Source organism: Evtepia sp., assembly GCF_056797215.1.
Map to the genome: position 1 here is coordinate 10,450 of NZ_JBQILM010000022.1, position 18,413 is coordinate 28,862.

General features: G+C 60.0%; 21 protein-coding genes. All 21 read right to left on the bottom strand.

Going from position 1 to position 18,413, the window contains the following annotated elements; genetic code table 11:
* Position 1: 1 nt before the first annotated feature.
* The 21 genes from rpoC to rpsH all read right to left on the bottom strand — a co-directional run bounded on the left by rpoC (position 2) and on the right by rpsH (position 18,336).
* Positions 2-3,895, bottom strand: a complete 3,894-nt coding sequence (gene rpoC, locus ACTOZL_RS06205) for a DNA-directed RNA polymerase subunit beta' (RefSeq protein WP_482477317.1) — start codon at positions 3,893-3,895, stop codon at positions 2-4.
* 21 nt (positions 3,896-3,916) lie between these two features.
* Positions 3,917-7,789: a DNA-directed RNA polymerase subunit beta gene (rpoB, locus tag ACTOZL_RS06210; protein ID WP_482477318.1), complete on the bottom strand. Its 3,873-nt coding sequence runs from the start codon at positions 7,787-7,789 to the stop codon at positions 3,917-3,919.
* A gap of 387 nt (positions 7,790-8,176) precedes the next feature.
* The gene (locus tag ACTOZL_RS06215; protein WP_482477319.1) at positions 8,177-8,767 is read right to left on the bottom strand and encodes a cytidylate kinase-like family protein; all 591 of its coding nucleotides are present in this window, start codon (positions 8,765-8,767) and stop codon (positions 8,177-8,179) included.
* Between the two features lie 26 nt (positions 8,768-8,793).
* A complete protein-coding gene (locus tag ACTOZL_RS06220) occupies positions 8,794-9,384 on the bottom strand; it encodes an NAD(P)H-dependent oxidoreductase (RefSeq protein ID WP_482477320.1) in 591 nt (196 codons plus the stop codon).
* A 131-nt stretch (positions 9,385-9,515) separates the two neighbouring features.
* Positions 9,516-9,857, bottom strand: a complete 342-nt coding sequence (gene rplQ / locus ACTOZL_RS06225) for a 50S ribosomal protein L17 (RefSeq protein WP_482477321.1) — start codon at positions 9,855-9,857, stop codon at positions 9,516-9,518.
* Between the two features lie 54 nt (positions 9,858-9,911).
* The gene (locus ACTOZL_RS06230; RefSeq protein WP_482477323.1) at positions 9,912-10,859 is read right to left on the bottom strand and encodes a DNA-directed RNA polymerase subunit alpha; all 948 of its coding nucleotides are present in this window, start codon (positions 10,857-10,859) and stop codon (positions 9,912-9,914) included.
* A 77-nt stretch (positions 10,860-10,936) separates the two neighbouring features.
* Positions 10,937-11,539, bottom strand: coding sequence for a 30S ribosomal protein S4 (gene rpsD, locus ACTOZL_RS06235; protein WP_482477325.1), 603 nt, complete (start codon positions 11,537-11,539; stop codon positions 10,937-10,939).
* 24 nt (positions 11,540-11,563) lie between these two features.
* Positions 11,564-11,962 carry a 30S ribosomal protein S11 gene (gene rpsK / locus ACTOZL_RS06240; RefSeq protein ID WP_482477326.1) on the bottom strand — a complete coding sequence of 133 codons (399 nt, stop codon included), beginning with the start codon at positions 11,960-11,962 and terminating at the stop codon, positions 11,564-11,566.
* Between the two features lie 17 nt (positions 11,963-11,979).
* Complete coding sequence (gene rpsM / locus ACTOZL_RS06245; RefSeq protein ID WP_482477328.1) at positions 11,980-12,348, bottom strand: 30S ribosomal protein S13; 369 nt, start codon at positions 12,346-12,348, stop codon at positions 11,980-11,982.
* 19 nt (positions 12,349-12,367) lie between these two features.
* Complete coding sequence (rpmJ, locus tag ACTOZL_RS06250; protein WP_008982609.1) at positions 12,368-12,481, bottom strand: 50S ribosomal protein L36; 114 nt, start codon at positions 12,479-12,481, stop codon at positions 12,368-12,370.
* Positions 12,482-12,540: 59 nt separating this feature from the next.
* A complete protein-coding gene (infA, locus tag ACTOZL_RS06255; RefSeq protein WP_021918813.1) occupies positions 12,541-12,768 on the bottom strand; it encodes a translation initiation factor IF-1 in 228 nt (75 codons plus the stop codon).
* 3 nt (positions 12,769-12,771) lie between these two features.
* A complete protein-coding gene (locus tag ACTOZL_RS06260) occupies positions 12,772-13,056 on the bottom strand; it encodes a KOW domain-containing RNA-binding protein (RefSeq protein WP_482477329.1) in 285 nt (94 codons plus the stop codon).
* The gene (gene map / locus ACTOZL_RS06265) at positions 13,053-13,832 is read right to left on the bottom strand and encodes a type I methionyl aminopeptidase (protein ID WP_482477331.1); all 780 of its coding nucleotides are present in this window, start codon (positions 13,830-13,832) and stop codon (positions 13,053-13,055) included. Before map ends, ACTOZL_RS06260 begins: the two co-directional genes overlap by 4 nt.
* A 3-nt stretch (positions 13,833-13,835) precedes the next feature.
* On the bottom strand, positions 13,836-14,468 hold the full coding sequence (locus ACTOZL_RS06270) for an adenylate kinase (protein ID WP_482477332.1): 633 nt from the start codon (positions 14,466-14,468) through the stop codon (positions 13,836-13,838).
* A gap of 18 nt (positions 14,469-14,486) precedes the next feature.
* A complete protein-coding gene (gene secY / locus ACTOZL_RS06275; RefSeq protein ID WP_482477333.1) occupies positions 14,487-15,827 on the bottom strand; it encodes a preprotein translocase subunit SecY in 1,341 nt (446 codons plus the stop codon).
* The gene (rplO, locus tag ACTOZL_RS06280) at positions 15,827-16,267 is read right to left on the bottom strand and encodes a 50S ribosomal protein L15 (protein ID WP_482477334.1); all 441 of its coding nucleotides are present in this window, start codon (positions 16,265-16,267) and stop codon (positions 15,827-15,829) included. The genes secY and rplO overlap by 1 nt, the downstream gene beginning before the upstream one ends.
* A 13-nt stretch (positions 16,268-16,280) precedes the next feature.
* On the bottom strand, positions 16,281-16,463 hold the full coding sequence (rpmD, locus tag ACTOZL_RS06285) for a 50S ribosomal protein L30 (protein WP_482477335.1): 183 nt from the start codon (positions 16,461-16,463) through the stop codon (positions 16,281-16,283).
* 14 nt (positions 16,464-16,477) lie between these two features.
* A complete protein-coding gene (rpsE, locus tag ACTOZL_RS06290) occupies positions 16,478-16,978 on the bottom strand; it encodes a 30S ribosomal protein S5 (RefSeq protein WP_482477336.1) in 501 nt (166 codons plus the stop codon).
* 18 nt (positions 16,979-16,996) lie between these two features.
* A complete protein-coding gene (gene rplR / locus ACTOZL_RS06295) occupies positions 16,997-17,356 on the bottom strand; it encodes a 50S ribosomal protein L18 (protein ID WP_482477337.1) in 360 nt (119 codons plus the stop codon).
* A 17-nt stretch (positions 17,357-17,373) separates the two neighbouring features.
* On the bottom strand, positions 17,374-17,919 hold the full coding sequence (rplF, locus tag ACTOZL_RS06300) for a 50S ribosomal protein L6 (RefSeq protein WP_482477338.1): 546 nt from the start codon (positions 17,917-17,919) through the stop codon (positions 17,374-17,376).
* A gap of 15 nt (positions 17,920-17,934) precedes the next feature.
* Positions 17,935-18,336 (bottom strand): 30S ribosomal protein S8, encoded by a 402-nt coding sequence (rpsH, locus tag ACTOZL_RS06305; RefSeq protein ID WP_482477339.1) that lies wholly within the window; start codon positions 18,334-18,336, stop codon positions 17,935-17,937.
* Between the last annotated feature and the right edge of the window lie 77 nt (positions 18,337-18,413).

Genomic DNA, 18,413 nt, shown 5'->3' on the forward strand with positions numbered 1-18,413 from the left:
TTTATTCGTCGAAACTCACAGAGAGGACCTCGTCCATCTCCACGCCGCCAGCGGCGGGGATGGTTGCCTCTTCCAATTCCATGGTATCCTCCATCTCTTCCAGCTCCAAGGTATCCTCTGCCTCGTCCTCGGCCTCCTCCGGCTCTGCGTCGGTGGTGGCCGCCACGGCAGCCACGGCGGCATAGCCGTTTCTGCTGGGCAGGGGCTCCTCTTCCCTGGGGTTCATCTGGCGGTACACCGACAGGCCGGAGCCTGCGGGAATCAGCTTGCCAATGATGACGTTCTCCTTCAAGCCGATGAGGTGGTCCACCTTTCCCTTGATGGCCGCTTCCGTGAGGACCTTGGTGGTCTCCTGGAAGGAGGCGGCGGAGAGGAAGGAGTCTGTGGCCAAGGAGGCCTTGGTGATCCCCATGAGCAGGGTGGTGGCGGTGGGCATCACCAGCTCGCTGCCGTCCTCATGGGTCTCCCCTGCTTCCATCCGGGCCCGGACCTCTGCCTCGGCATCCAAAAACTCCATCAGCTCAATGGTGGAGCCGGAGAGAAGCTGGGAGTCCCCGGCCTCCTCCACCCGGACCTTGCGCATCATCTGGCGCACAATGATCTCGATATGCTTGTCGTTGATATCCACGCCCTGCTGGCGGTAGGGCTTCTGGACCTCCCGGATCAGGTAGTCGTGGACAGCGGACACGCCCCGGGTGCGCAGCACCTCGTGGGGGGACAGGGCGCCTTCCGTGAGCTGGTCGCCCTTCTTCACCAGGTCGCCATCCTTACAGCGGATGCCGGAGCTATAGGGCAGGGCGTAAGTGACCACCTCGCCGTCGTCGGCGGTGATGGTGACGTTACACACGGTGATGCGCTTGCTCTCCTCCAAGGTAACCCGGCCGCTGATCTCTGCCAGCTGGGCCATCTTCTTGGGCTTCCGGGCCTCGAAGAGCTCCTCAACACGGGGCAGACCTTGGGTGATATCGCCGCCGGCCACGCCGCCGGTGTGGAAGGTACGCATGGTCAGCTGGGTGCCCGGCTCACCGATGGACTGGGCGGCAATGATACCCACAGCCTCGCCTTCGCCCACCGGCTCACCGATGGCCAGGTTCATGCCGTAGCAGCGGGAGCACACGCCGGTACGGGCCCGGCAGGTGAGCACGGAACGGATTTTCAGGCTGGTGAAGCCCCTGGACTCCAAGAACTTGGCGTCGTCCATGGTAAGCATGTGTTCGTTGGTAAACAAGACCTCCCCGGTCTCGGGGTCCACCACGTCGTCCACAGGGCAGCGGCCCTTCAAGCGCTCGGCAAAGGGCTCGATCACCTGGCCGTTTTCGCTGATCTCGCTGACCACGATACCCTCGGTGGTGCCGCAGTCCTTCTCCCGGATGATCACCTCCTGGGACACATCCACCAGACGCCGGGTCAGGTATCCAGAGTCGGCGGTCCGCAGGGCGGTATCTGCCAAGCCCTTCCGGGCGCCTCGGGAGGAGATGAAGTATTCCAGGACGGACAGGCCTTCCCGGAAGTTGGCCTTGATGGGAATTTCGATGGTACGGCCGGAGGTATCGGCCATCAAGCCACGCATACCGGCCAACTGACGGATCTGGGCCATGGAGCCACGGGCACCGGAGTCCGCCATCATGAAGATGGGGTTGTAGCGGTCCAGGCCCTTTTGCAGGGCCTCGGTGACGTCCTTGGTGGTCTCCTCCCAGGCCTTAACCACCAGGCGGTAACGCTCGTCGTTGGTGAGGAAACCCCGCTTGAACTGGCGCTCGATCTTGACGATCTCCTTCTCCGTCTCCCGGATGAGGGGATATTTCCGCTGGGGCACCGTCATGTCGTAAATGGAAACGGTGAGGGAGCCCAGGGTAGAGTAGTGATAGCCACGGGCCTTGATGATATCCAGCACTTCCGCCGACTGGGTGAAGCCGTGGCGGACGATGCACTTGTCGATGATTTTCCCCAACTGCTTCTTGCCACAGACGAAGTTGATCTCCGGCTCAAAGCGCTGGTCTGGGTCCTCCCGGTCCACAAAGCCCAGGTCCTGGGGGATGCCCTCGTTGAAGATCAGCCGGCCTACGGTGGTGCGCACCAGCTTGTGGCATATCTCCCCGTCGATCTCCGCACTCATGCGCACCATAATGGGCACATGGAGCTCCAACTCACCCTCGGCGTAGGCCAAGTGGGCCTCGTCGGGGCCAGCGAAGGTGTGCAAAATCTCCTTGGGCTCGCCGCCGGTCTCCACAGCCAAGCGGGCCTCATAGCCGGAGGTGGGCAGGAGCCGGTCCTCGTTGTCGATCCAGATTCGGTCCCGCTCACTGATCTCCCCGGCATTCAGAGCAGCCACTGCCGCCTGGGGGTCGGCGTAGATATAGGCGGGGTCGGCGGGGGCATCCTTCTCATAGGTGAGGTAATAGGAGCCCAACACCATATCCTGGGTGGGGACGGTAACAGGGCCGCCGTCCTGGGGACGCAGGAGGTTGTTGGCGGAGAGCATCAAAATACGGGCTTCCGCCTGGGCCTCGGCGGACAGAGGCACATGGACGGCCATCTGGTCGCCGTCGAAGTCGGCGTTGAAGGCGGTACAAACCAGGGGGTGCAGCTTGATGGCCCGGCCTTCCACCAGCACCGGCTCAAAGGCCTGGATTCCCAGGCGGTGGAGGGTGGGGGCGCGGTTTAGCATGACGGGATGCTCTTTGATGATAAAGTCCAGGGCATCCCAGACCTCGGCGCGGCCCCGGTCCACCATCTTCTTGGCGGACTTGATGTTGTTAGCCTGGCCTTCCTCCACCAGCTTCTTCATGACGAAGGGGCGGAAGAGCTCAATGGCCATCTCCTTGGGCAGGCCGCACTGATAGATTTTCAGCTCCGGGCCCACCACGATAACGCTTCGGCCAGAGTAGTCCACCCGCTTGCCCAGCAGGTTCTGGCGGAAGCGGCCCTGCTTGCCCTTGAGCATATCGGACAGGGACTTCAAGGCCCGGTTGTTGGCCCCGGTGACGGCACGGCCTCTGCGGCCGTTGTCGATGAGGGCGTCCACCGCCTCCTGGAGCATCCGCTTCTCGTTGCGCACGATGATATCCGGCGCGTTGAGCTGGATGAGGCGCTTGAGGCGGTTGTTACGGTTGATAACCCGGCGGTACAGGTCATTGAGGTCGGAGGTGGCGAAGCGGCCGCCGTCCAGCTGGACCATGGGACGGATTTCCGGGGGGATCACCGGCAGCACGTCGATGATCATCCACTCGGGCTTGTTCCCGGAGACCCGGAAGGCGTCCACCACCTCTAGGCGCTTGACGATCCGGGCCTTTTTCTGGCCGGAGGCATGGCGCAGCTCCTCCCGGAGCTGGGTGGAGAGCTGGTCTAGGTCGATATCCGCCAGCAAACGCTTCACGGCCTCGGCGCCCATCCCGGCTTCAAAATCGTCCTCGTACTTTTCCCGCAGGTCCCGGTATTCCTTCTCGGACAGGATTTGGTTCCTGGTCAGAGGGGCAAAGCCGGGGTTGGTGACGATATAGGCAGCGAAGTACAGAACCTTTTCCAAAATCCTGGGGGACAAATCCAGCAGCAGGCCCATCCGGGAGGGGATGCCCTTGAAATACCAGATATGGCTTACCGGGGCGGCCAGCTCAATGTGGCCCATCCGCTCCCGGCGGACGTTGGCCCGGGTGACCTCCACGCCGCAGCGGTCACAGATTTTGCCCTTATAGCGGATTTTCTTATACTTGCCGCAGTGGCACTCCCAGTCCTTGGTGGGGCCAAAGATGCGTTCGCAAAACAGGCCGTCCCGTTCGGGCTTGAGGGTGCGGTAGTTGATGGTCTCCGGCTTTTTTACCTCGCCGTAGGACCACTCACGGATTTGTTCTGGGGAAGCGATGCCAATGCGAATGGCGTCAAACTCTGCATAGCTCATATCTCATCGTCCTCCCTTTCTTTATTCATCATAGGATACGCCGGCGTCGTCGAAGGCCTCATCACCCTCGTCGTCGCTATCGTCTTCCAGGCCGTCGTCGTCGCTGTTTTCCTTGAAGCTGTAGCCTGCGGCGGTGAACTGGGCATCCTCGTTGTAGGAATCCCGATACGCGTCGTAGCGGTCATCCCGATCATCCCGGTCGTCCCGGATTTGGTTGATGTTCTGATAGTTGTCCTCCTCGTCATCCCGCAGCTCGATTTCCTGGCCCTGGCTGTCCAGGACCTTGATGTCCAGGCACAGGGCCTGCAGCTCCTTGGCTAGGACCTTGAAGGACTCGGGGATGCCAGGGGCAGGAACGTTGTGGCCTTTGACGATGGACTCGTAGGTGCGCACACGGCCTGTGACATCGTCGGACTTCACGGTCAAAATCTCTTGGAGGGTATAGGCTGCGCCGTAGGCCTCCAAGGCCCAGACTTCCATCTCGCCAAAGCGCTGGCCGCCGAACTGGGCTTTACCGCCCAGGGGCTGCTGGGTAACCAGGGAGTAGGGGCCGGTGGAACGGGCGTGGATTTTATCGTCCACCAGGTGGTGGAGCTTGAGGAAGTAGACGTACCCAACCGTAACGGGGTTTTCAAACATCTCGCCGGTACGCCCGTCGTAGAGCTTGGTTTTGCCGTCGGCCAGGCGCAGGCGGCCGTCTTTACGCCAGATGCGCACCTGCTGGGCATCCAGCATTTCCTCCTCGTCCAGGGCACGAATGTCGCTGCCGTCCTCGGTCATCAGATAAAGCTGTTTGCCGGCGATGGTCTCGTTGGGATAGATTTCTCGGAACAGACCGGCCTGGGCCAGGAGTTCCATGATGTCCTTCTCGTCGGCGCCGTTGAACACGGGGGTGGCCACCTTCCAGCCCAGGGCCTGGGCGGCACGTCCCAAGTGGACCTCCAACACCTGGCCGATGTTCATACGGGAGGGCACGCCCAGGGGGTTCAGCACGATATCCAGGGGGGTGCCGTCGGGGAGGAAGGGCATATCCTCCTGGGGCAGGATGCGGGAGACCACGCCCTTGTTGCCGTGGCGGCCGGCCATCTTGTCGCCCACGGAGATTTTCCGCTTCTGTGCAATATAGACCCGAACCACCATATTGACCCCGGGGCTCAGCTCGTCCCCGGCCTCCCGGGTAAAGACGTTCACGTCCACGATGATGCCGCTCTCCCCGTGGGGCACTTTTAGGGAGGTATCCCGGACTTCCCGGGCCTTCTCACCAAAGATGGCCCGGAGCAGCCGCTCCTCGGCGGTGAGGTCTGTCTCCCCCTTGGGGGTGACCTTGCCCACCAGGATGTCTCCCGCGTGGACCTCCGCGCCCACCCGGATGATGCCGCGCTCGTCCAGGTCCTTCAAGGCGTCCTCGCCTACGTTGGGGATATCCCGGGTGATTTCCTCGGGGCCCAGCTTGGTATCCCGGGATTCGGTCTCATACTCCTCGATGTGGACGGAGGTAAACACGTCCTCCTTCACCATGCGCTCGTTGAGGAGAATGGCGTCCTCGTAGTTGTAGCCCTCCCAGGTCATAAAGCCCATGAGGATGTTCTTGCCCAGGGAGATTTCCCCCTGGTTGGTGGAGGGGCCGTCGGCGATCACGTCCCCCTTCTTCACCCGGTCGTGAAGGGAGACGATGGGCCGCTGGTTGATGCAGGTGCCGTGGTTGGAGCGCAGGAACTTGATGAGGGGGTAGTCCACCACATTGCCCCCGTCATAGCGCATGGTAATGTGGGTGGAGGACACTGCCACTACCTCTCCATCGTCCGCAGCCAGGACGGCGATCTCAGAGTCGATACAGTTCTTGTGCTCCATACCCGTGGCCACAATGGGGGCCTGGGTGGTGAGCAGGGGCACGGCCTGACGCTGCATGTTGGCGCCCATGAGGGCACGGTTGGCGTCGTCGTTTTCCAGGAAGGGGATCATGGCCGTGGCGATGGAGACCATCATCTTGGGGGAGACGTCGATATAATCCACCTTCTCCCGGTCCACCTCGATGATCTCATTGCGGTGGCGGCAGGTGATACGGGCATTGGCCAGGCAGCCGTTCTCGTCCAAGGGCTCTGTGGCCTGACCCACCATGTACTCGTCCTCAATGTCGGCGGTCATATATTCCACCTCACTGGTGACGAGCCCGGTCTCCTTGTCCACCTTCCGGTAGGGGGCCTCAATGAAGCCGTAACGGTTGATGCGGGCGTAGGTGGCCAGGTAGGAAATCAGGCCGATGTTGGGACCTTCAGGGGTCTCAATGGGGCACATACGGCCGTAGTGGCTGTAGTGGACGTCTCGCACGTCGAAGGAAGCCCGGTCACGGGACAAGCCGCCGGGACCCAGGGCGGACATACGGCGCTTGTGGGTCAGCTCCGCCAGGGGGTTGGTCTGGTCCATGAACTGGGACAGGGGGGAGGAGCCGAAGAACTCCTTGATGGCCGCCGTCACCGGACGGATGTTGATGAGGGATTGAGGGGTGACGATATCCAAGTCCTGGATGGTCATACGCTCCCGGATCACCCGCTCCATGCGGCTGAAGCCGATGCGGAATTGGTTTTGGAGCAGCTCACCCACGCAGCGCAGGCGGCGGTTGCCCAGGTGGTCGATATCGTCGGGGGTACCCACCCCGTGGGAGAGGGTACACAAGTAGTTGATGGAGGCCATGATATCATCCACGATGATGTGCTTGGGGATGAGGGCATCCCGCTGTTCCTGGATGGCCTCCTTCAAGGACTCGGCGTCGCTGCCGTACTCCTCCAAGAGCTGGCACAGCACATCAAAGCGCACCTTTTCGGTGATGCCGCACTCCGCGGGGTCGAAGTCCACGAAAGCGGCCAGGTCCACCATGCGGTTGGAGAACACCTTCACCTGGACGCCGTCCACGTCCACCAAAGCCTCGCTGATGCCCCGGTTTTCCAGGGCCTGGGCGCTCTCCCGGGTGAGGGTCTCCCCTGCCTCCGCCACGATCTCGCCAGTGCGGGGGTCCGCCAAGGGGGCGGCCAGCTTCTGCCCTGCCAGGCGGGGCCAGAGGGAGAGCTTCTTGTTGAACTTATAGCGGCCCACGGCGGAGATGTCATAGCGCCGGGGGTCGAAGAACAGGCCGTTGATGAGGGTCTCGGCGGAGTCCAGGGTGGGGGGTTCGCCGGGGCGCAGCTTGCGGTAAATTTCCAGCAGCGCTTCCTCCCGGGTTTTGCAGGTGTCCTTTTCCAAGGTGTTCACCAGCAGGGGTTCCTCCCCGAAGAGCTCCAAAATCTCCCCGTCGGTCTGGGGGCCTACCGCCCGGATGAGGCAGCTCACCGGCAGCTTGCGGTTTTTGTCGATACGCACGCTGAAGATGTCGGACAGGTCCGTTTCATATTCCAGCCAGGCGCCCCGGCCAGGGATCACGGTGACGGCGAAGGTGGTGTTGTCCGCCTTGTCGGTGTTGCGGGCATAGTACACGCCAGGGGAGCGGACGATCTGGGAGACGATGACGCGCTCGGCACCGTTGATGACGAAGGTGCCGCCCTTGGTCATCAGGGGGAAGTCCCCCATAAAGATTTCCTGCTCCTTGATCTCCTCCGTCTCCTTGTTGCGCAGGCGCACCCGCACTTTCAAGGGGGCGGCATACGTGGCGTCCCGTGCTTTGCACTCCTCCACGTTATATTTGGGCTTCTCGTCCATGGTGAAATCAATGAAAGAGAGCTCCAAGTTGCCGGCGTAATCGCCGATGGAAGCCACGTCCCGAAAAACCTCTTGCAGGCCCACGTCCAAAAACCACTGATAGGAATTTTTTTGAATCTCCAGCAGGTTGGGCATGGCCAACACTTCTTCGTGGCGGGCAAAGCTCTTGCGCAGGGTCTTGCCGTAGTGTACATCCTTTACCATTGCTCTTGACCAGTCCTTTCGTAGAAGGCGTCAAAAAAGCCAGGGCGCTTTTTTGACGGAGGGATGGCAGACTGGGCTGCTTGGGGCAGCTTTGTTCAGTCCGCTGGTGTATGGGGGATATCTCATTGCGAACGCACGGGGGCGTGGGTCGATTTTCCCCGTGCCGGTTGTGCTTTTCGTTGTTTTCTGCTATACTAACGCCAGAATAGGACAGGTAGCCAGTCCCTTCTTTTGATAATAACGATGTATTATACCATTTTGGCCAAAGAAAGTCAATCTTTTTTTGGCCCTTTTTATTGGCGGATTTCACAAAAACGGGGCCGCGGCAGAGGATTTTACCCCTGCTGCGGCCCCTTTTTCACTTGAATTGTCCCCTTTGTATTCCCTTTACTTCCGCAGGGCGTATGCCATGATGATATCCGCGCAGGCTTCCTTCCCGATGGGAGAGCTGTTCAGGCAGAGGTCATAGTTTTTCAGGTTGCCCCAGCGGGCGCGGGTGAGGTAGTGGTAATAGGATTCCCGGGCGGTATCTGAGTGCCGCACCCGCTTGATTGCCTGCTCCCTGCTGTCCCCATGGGTATCCATGGCGTATTTGATCTTATCCTCCTCGTTGGCGTAGACAAACACGTTCACCAGGTTGGGGAAGTCCCGGAGGATGTAGTCCGCCCCACGGCCCACGATGATGCAGGGGCCCTCCTTGGCGATTTTCCGGATGGTCTGGGCCTGGGCCAAGATGGCCTGGTCGTAGGAGGAGGCGGCACCGCTGGGCATGAACCAGTTGAAGATGTTCCGCCCGGCCTCCTTCTCTTCTGTGCCCTGGATCATCTCCTCTGTAAAGCCGGTCTTTTCCGCTGTCATCTTAATGATGTCCTTGTCATAGTAGGGGATGCCCAACTGCTCAGAGATTTTTTTGGCGATACTCCGGCCTCCGGCACCGTATTCCCGGCCAATGGTGATGATGTTCTTACACTCGCTCATAGCAAGTCCCTCCTCTATTCTCTCCCTTAGTCCCAGCTCTGGATTTTCTGCCGGAGCTGCCGCTCTGCCTCTACCAGCTTGCCTTCCACGTCCACGCCCCAGACGTCCAGCTCTTCCGCTGCCGCCCAGTCTAGCGCCGGGATGCCCAGCATATCCCCGCAGAGGGTCTTGATGTAGTCAAAGCCACAGTTGCGGTTCTCAATGGCTCCCCCGGCGGTGGTGACGTACAGCAGGCGCCGGGCCTTCCCCAAGCCCTGGGGGATGCCCTCCTGGGTATAGTGGAAGGTCACGCCGTTGACGGAGATCAGCTCCAAATAGCAGCGCAGCATGGCGGGGAACTGGAACTCCCAATAGGGCGCGCCCATCAAGATCATATCCGCCCCGGCAAACTGGTGGGCATAGCGGAACATGGGGTCGCTGAATTCACCCGTTTTTTCCAGCGCATGGCGGGCATCCAGCCGGGCACTGTTTAGGGGCAGGATTTCCTCCTGGTCTAGGCAAAGCTCCTCCACCGTCAGGTCATACTTCTTCTTCAGCTCTTCCAGGGCTACCCGGCACAGGCGCAGGGTGCGGGATTCCTCTCCCCGGATGCAGCAATTCACAAACAGCAGGTGCATATTGATGCGCTCCTTTCTCTCCCAATGGGCATCATCTCTCCCTGGATTCTACCATAGTTTCCGCCCCAACGCAACAAAAACAGCGTGTATAGGATTTCTTCCAATACACGCTGCTTTTTGCGTTTATTCCATCAAACCAGCTGGATGATTGCCATCTCCGCTGCGTCGCCCTTCCGGGGACCCATGCGCACGATGCGGGTGTAGCCGCCGTCGCGGGCAATATATTTCTGGTTCAGTTCTGTGAACAGCTTGTGGGCCACGTCCTCCTTGGTGATGAAGGCCAGAGCCTGGCGGTAAGCTGCCAGGTCGTTCTTCTTCCCCAAGGTGATCATCTTTTCTGCCAGAGGAGCAACCTCTTTGGCGCGGGCCAGGGTGGTCTTGATCTGGCCGTTTTCCAGCAGATAGGTCACCATGGCTCTCAGCATTGCCCTGCGCTGGTCAGTAGGCTTGCCGAGCTTACGGTTACCGGACATGTTGTTCCACTCCCTTCCTTAATGATGGTTCGGCTTTCCCTCCGAACGCAGGGGTCAATTCTCGTCGCTGGCCAGGGACAGCCCCATCATGGCCAGCTTGTTGATCACTTCTTCCAGAGACTTCCGGCCCAGGTTACGCACCTTCATCATTTCGTCCTCGGTCTTGGAGATCAAGTCCTCCACGGTGTTGATGTTGGCACGTTTCAGGCAGTTGAAGCTTCTGACCGACAGGTCCAGCTCTTCGATGGTCATCTCCAGCACCTTATCCCGGATATCCGGAGACTTCTCCACCACCGTGGACTTGCTGCCCATGGTCTCGCTGAGGTCGGTAAAGAGCATAAAGTGGTCGCAGAGGATGCGCGCGCCCAAGGATACCGCATCCCTGGCGGCGATGGTCCCGTTGGTCCACACCTCTAGCGTCAGCTTGTCGAAGTCGGTCAAATCCTTTACGCGGGTGTTTTCCACCGTGTAGTTGACCTTCTTCACCGGGGTGTAGACGGAGTCCACGGGGATCACGCCAATGACAGTCTGAGGCGTCTTGTTCCGGTCTGCGGGTACGTAGCCTCTGCCGTGAGACAGGGTCAGCTCCATGTTGAGCACCGCGTCGGGCCCTAAAGTGGCAATGGGGTGATCGGGGTTGAGGATTTCCACCTCGCTGTCGGCTTTGATGTCACCGGCTTTTACCACGCCCTCCCCGGCGGCCTCAATATATACGGTCTTACTGCCCTCGCTGTAGAGCTTGGCAATGATACCCTTGACGTTCAGGACAATTTCCGTCACGTCTTCCTTTACGCCGGGGATAGAGCTGAACTCATGCTGGACGCCTGCAATTTTAATGCTGGTGACTGCGGTACCGGGCAGCGAGGACAGCAAGATCCGGCGGAGAGAATTCCCTAACGTGGTTCCATAGCCACGCTCCAAAGGCTCGACAGTACACTTGCCGTAGGAGTTGTCCCCTGGCATCTCGATGCATTCGATGCGCGGCTTTTCGATTTCTACCATTGATTACCCTCCTTCTTACGTCGGGCGGGGTGACCCCCGCCGTGTCGTCATTCCGTTTTCCTGCCGAGGGTAAGGTATTATTTGGAGTACAACTCGACGATGAGGTGCTCCTCAATGGGCATATCAATGTCTTCGCGGGCGGGCAGCTTGGACACAGTACCCTTCAGGCTGTTCTTCTCTCTCTCCAACCACTGGGGCAGGGTCACCATCACGGCGTCCTCCCCGGTGAGTCTCTTGAACTTCACGGAGGCGCGGCTCTTCTCCGCCACCTCGATGACGTCGCCGGGTTTGACCAGGAAGGAGGGGATGTTCACCTTCCGGCCGTTGACGGTGAAGTGGCCGTGGTTCACCAGCTGACGGGCCTCCCGGCGGGTCATGGCGAAGCCCAGGCGGTACACTGCGTTGTCCAGGCGGCGCTCCACCAGGACCAGCAGGTTCTCACCCGTCTTGCCGGGCATACGGGAAGCCTTCTCATAGTAAGAACGGAACTGCTTCTCCAGGATGCCATAGACGAACTTGACCTTCTGCTTCTCTGCCAGCTGCAGGGCATACTCGCTCTTTTTCTTTCTCATCTGGCCGCCGGGGTTACGGTTGGTCTCCTTCTTGCTGTAACCCATAACGGTAGGAGAAATGCCCAGCGCCTTGCAGCGCTTGGCGACAGGCTGCGTATTCTTTGCCATAATTGATTTTCTCCTTTCCTTCGCTTAGACGCGGCGTCTCTTGGGGGGACGGCAGCCGTTGTGGGGGATGGGGGTCACGTCTTTGATCATGGTGACTTCCAGGCCCACAGCCTGAAGGGCGCGGATGGCAGCCTCACGGCCGGAACCGGGCCCCTTTACGTATACCTCCACGCTCTTGAGCCCAGTGGCCTCAATGGCAGCCTTGGCAGCGGTCTCTGCCGCGGTCTGGGCTGCATAGGGGGTGGACTTTCTGGAGCCGCGGAACCCCAGGCCGCCTGCGGAAGCCCAGGAAAGGGCGTTGCCGGCAGTGTCGGTCACGGTAACCATGGTGTTGTTGAAGGAAGAGCGGATATGCACAGCGCCCTTCTCAATGTTCTTGCGTTCACGGCGTCTTCTGACGACCTTCTTCTTGGGATTAGCCATACGATACTCTCCCTCCCTTACTTTTTCTTATTGGCCACGGTGCGCTTGGGCCCCTTCCGGGTGCGCGCATTGGTCTTGGAGCGCTGGCCCCGCACAGGCAGGCCTTTACGGTGGCGGATGCCACGATAGCAGCCGATCTCGGTGAGGCGCTTGATGTCCATTGCCACGTTGCGGCGCAGGTCGCCTTCTACCAGATAGTCGCGGCTGATGACTTCACGCAGGGCAGCTTCGTCCTGCTCGGTGAGGTCTTTGACACGGGTGTCGGGGTTAATCCCCGTTGCCTCCAGGATCTTGGTGGCGCTGGTGCGTCCGATCCCAAAGATATAAGTCAGGGCGATCTCAACCCTCTTGTTCTTCGGCAGGTCAATGCCGGCAATTCTTGCCATATTCCTTCAGCGCCTCCTTTTAACCTTGTCTCTGTTTATGCTTGGGGTTCTCGCAAATGACCATGACTTTGCCCTTGCGCTTGATGACCTTGCATTTTTCGCACATGGGCTTGACGGACGGTCTTACTTTCATAACTTTCTACCTCCTGTAAGCCTGTTGCTCACGGCAGAGAGGGCCCTTCCCTCTCCGTCTTACTTGGTGGATTTACTGCGCCAGGTGATCCTCCCCCGTGTCAGATCATACGGGGAGATCTGGACGGTAACCTTGTCACCCGGCAGAATACGGATGAAATTCATCCTGAGCTTTCCGGAAATATGAGCTAGAATGATGTGATCGTTTCCGATATCGACCCGGAACGTGGTGTTGGGCAGCGCCTCAACCACAGTCCCTTCCAGCTCGATCATGTCGCTTTTTGCCAAGCGTCATACCTCCTTGGTCTCACTGAACCTTTTCCGAAAGACGGCCAGCGCCTTTCGGACCTCACTGTCCAGCACCGGCGCGCCTTCCTTCAGGCGGCCGGTAACCGGGTGCGTCCAGACCCCCGCGGAAGCCACGTGCTTGCGCCGCTTGCGCTTGGGAGTCTCAAACCTTCTGCTTTTTCCGTCCACCAGCCAGAGAAAGTCCCCCTCCTCCCGGAGTACCAGGAAGAATTGGTCCTTGTCGTGGCCGGCGGCGGAGCGTACTACATCGCCTTGACGAACTATCATACGCGCAGGTCCCCCACCTGGGTGAGGATCTCAGGCTCACCCTTTGTGATGAGGATGGAATTTTCATAATGGGCGGACAGGCTGCCGTCGGCTGTCCTTACGGTCCAGCCGTCCCGCATCACCTTGACCCGCGCCCCCCCTTGGTTCACCATGGGTTCCACCGCCAGGGTCATCCCGGGAGCAAGCCGGGGGCCGTGGCCGGGTTTCCCAAAGTTGGGGACCTCCGGGGGTTCGTGGAGCTGTGCGCCTACGCCGTGGCCCACATAGTCCCGCACCACTGAGAATCCGTGGTCCTCCACGTAATCCTGCACGGCGTGGGAGATATCGGACACACGGTAACCGAAGCGGGCAAATTTGATCCCCGCCCAGAAGGACTGCTCGGTGACGGCAATCAGCCGTTCCGCCTCGTCGCTGACCTTCCCGCAGGCGAAGGTGCCTGCGCAGTCACCGTGAAAGCCGCCGATATAGGCGCCTACGTCCACGCTGACGATGTCCCCCTCCCGGAGCACCTGCTTTCCAGGGATCCCGTGGATGACCTCGTCGTTCACCGAAATACAGGCCGCCCCAGGAAAGGGCCGGGTCCCCGGTGGTCCCGGGAAGTGCAAGAACGATGGCCTTGCCCCTTGGCTTACGATGAACTTGCGTACTGCATTGTCTATTTCAAGAGTGGTCACGCCAGGACGTACCATTTTGCCCGCAAGTGCGCGGGCCGCCGCGGTAATTTGCCCTGCACGGCGCATCCCCTCGATATCTCTGGCAGACTTCAATGATATCATCGGTTAAAGCCCCAGAGCATCCAGAATCGCAGTGGTGGTTGCAGCCACAGTGGGTTGATTGTCTACGTTTTTCAGCAGCTTCCTCTCCCCGTAGAAATCCTTCAGGGGAGCGGTCTCCTTGTGGTAGACCGCCAGGCGGTCTCGGACCACTTCGGGCTTGTCGTCGGCTCTGGCCTCCAGCTTCCCTCCGCAGTTATCGCACACGCCCTCGGTCTTGGGGGGCATGTTCTTCACGTGGAAGGGTGCGCCGCAGGCGGTGCAGACCCGGCGGCCAGCCATGCGGTCCACGATCTCCTGGTCGGTGATCTCAATGGAGACCACCGCGTCAAAAACAATGCCCGCCTTTTCCAAGGCCTCGGCCTGGGGAATGGTACGGGGGACGCCGTCCAGGATATATCCCTTCTGGCAGTCCGCCTCCGCCAGGCGCTCGGAGATCACACCGATGATCACCTCATCGGGGACCAGCTTCCCGGCGTCCATATATTCTTTGGCCTTCAGGCCCACCGGGGTGCCGTTTTTCACGGCAGCCCGGAGGATATTGCCTGTGGAGATGGTGGGGATGGCAAGCCGCTTGCTGAGGATATCAGCCTGGGTGCCTTTCCCGGCCCCTGGAGGGCCTAAAAGAATCAGTTTCATCTTGAACTACTCCTCTCCTTACTCCAGGAAGCCCTTGTAATGGCGCATCAGCATCTGTGCCTCTAGCATCTTCGTGGTTTCCAGGGCAACGCCCACCACGATGATGACGGAGGTGCCGCCGATGGACATGTTGACGATGCCGGTGATATTCTCTGTGATGATGGGCAGCAGGGCCACGATACCCAGATAGACGGCACCGAAGAAGGTCAGACGGGAGAGGACCTTACCCAGGAACTCAGCCGTGGGACGGCCAGGCCGGAAGCCGGGGACAAAGCCGCCGTTTTTCTTCAGGTTGTTGGCCACTTCGATGGGGTTGAACTGGATGGTGGCGTAGAAATAGCTGAACAGGAAGATCAGCAGGAAATAGATGATGGCATACAGGAGACTGGTGGAGTTAAACACCGTCAGGAAGGTGTGCCAGGCCGACCCCTCTGTCTGGGAGGAGGGCACAAACATGCCGATGGTCGCAGGGATCATGGCAATGGACTGGGCGAAGATGATGGGCAGCACGCCGCTGAGGTTGACCTTGATGGGGATGTGGGTGGACTGGCCACCGTACATCTTCCGGCCCACCACACGCTTGGCGTACTGGACGGGGATCTTGCGCTCAGAGTTACTAATAAAGACGATGAAGACCACCAGCAGCAGCATACCCACCACCAGCAGGGCAGCGATGCCCGGGTTCATGGTGTGGAACGCAGCGATCTGATCCGCAGTCCAATTGGTCTGGTCGGGATTGGCCGCCCAGTTGCGGATGCCGGTGTAGATGGTCTGGATCATGGCCGGGATGCGGGAGACGATACCGGTAAACAGGATGATGGAGATACCGTTGCCCACACCGAACTCGGTGATCTGCTCACCCAACCACATGAGGAACACAGCGCCGGCGGTGAAGGACACCACGATTACGATGCCGGGCCACACGCCGGTGTTGCTCAGCAGGCCATAGCTGCGGATCAGGGTGTAGTAACCATAGCCCTGAAGCAGGCCGATGCCCAGCGTGGTATAGCGGGTGATGGATTGGATCTTCTTCTTGCCCTCTTCGCCGCCGTCTTTGGCCAGGCGTTCCAGGGCCGGGATGGCGATGGTCAGCAGCTGGATGATGATGGAGGCGTTGATATAGGGCTGGATGGACAGGGCGAACACCGTAGCCCGGGACAGGGCCGAACCGGACATGGTGTTGAGCAGTCCAAAGATGGTCCCGGAGTTTGCGGAGATATACTGCTGAAGATATTCCGTGTTGATATAGGGCACCGGGACCGCGGAACCCAAGCGGAAAATCAGCAGGGCGAAGAGGACGAACAGGAGCTTGTTGCGCAGCTCCGGCAGCTTCCAGGCATTGCGAATGGTCTTAATCATTAGACCACCTCAGCCTTCCCACCTGCCTCTTCTATTTTTGCCTTGGCAGACGCCGAAAAGGCGTTTGCGCGAACGGTCAGTTTCTTGGTCAGGTTGCCGTTGCCCAGGATCTTCACGCCGTACTGGCACTTGGAGAGGATGCCCTTCTCCAGCAGCGCCTCGGCGGTGACCTCAGCCCCATCCTCAAACTTATCCAGGCTGGAGACGTTGACGGCTTCCAGCGGCTTTGCGAAGATGTTGTTGAAACCACGCTTGGGGATACGGCGGGCCAGCGGCATCTGGCCACCCTCAAAGCCCACGCGGACACCGCCGCCAGAGCGGGCCCACTGGCCCTTCTGTCCCCGGCCGGCCGTCTTGCCGTTGCCGGAACCGTTGCCGCGGCCCTTGCGGTAGGACTTGGCGTTGGAGCCGGGGACGGGAGAAAGTTCATGCAGTTTCATGTCGTGCCCCTCCTTACTGTTCCTCGGTGACCTGGATCAGGTAACCAATGTGGGCGATCTTGCCCCTGGTGGCAGCATTGTCGGGCTGCACGGTGGTGTCGCCGATCTTGCGCAGGCCCAGGGCCTGGGCGGTGGCCTTATGCTTTGCGATACGGCCATTGAGGCTCTTGACGAGCTTAATGTTCAAATTAGCCATGGTTTAAGCCCTCCTCAGCCCACGATCTCTTCCACGCTCTTGCCGCGGATCTTGGCCACTGCCTCAGGGCCACGCAGGGACTTAAGCCCCTCCATGGTGGCGGAGACCACGTTCTGCGGGTTGTTGGAGCGCAGGCACTTGGTACGGATATCCTTGATCCCGGCAGCCTCCAGCACGGCACGCACCGGGCCACCGGCGATAACGCCAGTACCGGGCGCGGCGGGCTTCATCAGCACGCGGCCGGCGCCGAACTCACCGATCACCTCGTGGGGGATGGTGGTACCGGAGAGGGTGATGTTGAACATGTTCTTCTTGGCAGCTTCCAGGCCCTTGCGGATGGCTTCGGGAACTTCCGCAGCCTTGCCCAGGCCGAAGCCCACCTTGCCCTTTTCGTCGCCGACGACCACCAGAGCGGAGAACTTCATCACACGGCCGCCCTTGACGGTCTTGGAGACACGGTTCAGGGAAACGACTTTCTCAATATATTCGCTGGGTTCTCTTTCAAATCTAGGCATTTTCGTTTCCTCCTCCCATTAAAATTCCAGGCCGGCCTTGCGGGCACCTTCGGCCAGGGCCTTGATCCGGCCGTGGTACAGGTAGCCGCCGCGGTCAAAGACCACAGTGTCGATGCCCTTGTCCTTGGCCCGCTGGCCAATGGCCTCGCCGACCTTGGCAGCAGCCTCGCAGTTGTTGCCCTTGCCTTCAAATCCCTTTTCCAGGGAGGAAGCGGAGACCAGGGTGCAGCCCTTGCTGTCGTCGATGACCTGGGCATAGATGTTGGTCCCGCTGCGGAATACGTTCAGACGGGGTCTCTCGGATGTGCCGGAGACTTTCCCGCGAACGCGCTTATGGCGCTTTAGACGCTGAGCGTTGGTATCGGGTCTCTTAATCATTTAGGCACACCTCTTTCTTACTTCTTCACGCCGGTCTTGCCTTCCTTGCGGCGGATGACCTCGTCGGTATACTTGATCCCCTTGCCCTTGTAGGGTTCCGGGGGTCTCTTGCCTCGGACCTCAGCGGCAAACTGGCCGACCTTCTGCTTGTCAATGCCGCTGATGATGATCTTGTTGGGGGTGGGCGCTTCGATGGTGATGCCCTCGGTCTCCTCCACCACCACAGGGTGGGAGTAGCCGATGTTCATGGTCAGCTTCTTGCCTTCCTTGGCCACACGGTAGCCAACACCGTTCACGTCCAGTTCCTTCTTATAACCCTCGGTGACGCCCACCACCATGTTGTTGAGCAGGGTGCGGGTCAGGCCGTGGAGGGCACGGTTTTCTTTTTCATCGTTGGGGCGGCTGACGTTGATCACGCCGTCCTCCTTGCTGAGGGTAATCTTGTCACTGAGCTTCTGGGTCAGGCTGCCCTTGGGGCCCTTTACCGTGACCAGGTTCCCCTCGCCCAAAGTCACTTCCACACCGGCGGGGAGAGAGATGGGCATTTTACCGATTCTAGACATAGTAAAATCTCCTCCTTACCAGACGAATGCCAGGACCTCGCCGCCAACGTGGGCCGCACGTGCAGCCTTGTCGGTCATGACGCCCTTGGACGTGGAAACGATTGCAACACCCAGGCCGCGCAGCACGCGGGGGAGCTCGTCAGCGCCGGCATACACGCGCAGGCCGGGCTTGGAGACCCGGCGCAGGCCGGAGATGACCTTCTCCTTGCCGGGGTTGTTGTACTTGAGAGTGATGTGGATGACGCCCTGGGCGCCGTCCTCCGCCAACTGGAAGGCCTTGATATAGCCTTCGTCCAGCAGGATCTGGGCAATGGCCTTCTTCATGTTGGAAGCAGGGACGTCCACAGTGTCGTGCTTGGCGTTGTTCGCGTTGCGGATACGGGTGAGCATATCCGCAATGGGATCCGTAATGTGCATAGGTATTTACCTCCTATTAAATTACAGGCAGGGCCTGTATCGGCGGCAAGGTATCGGGCCAGAGACCGACCTATTGC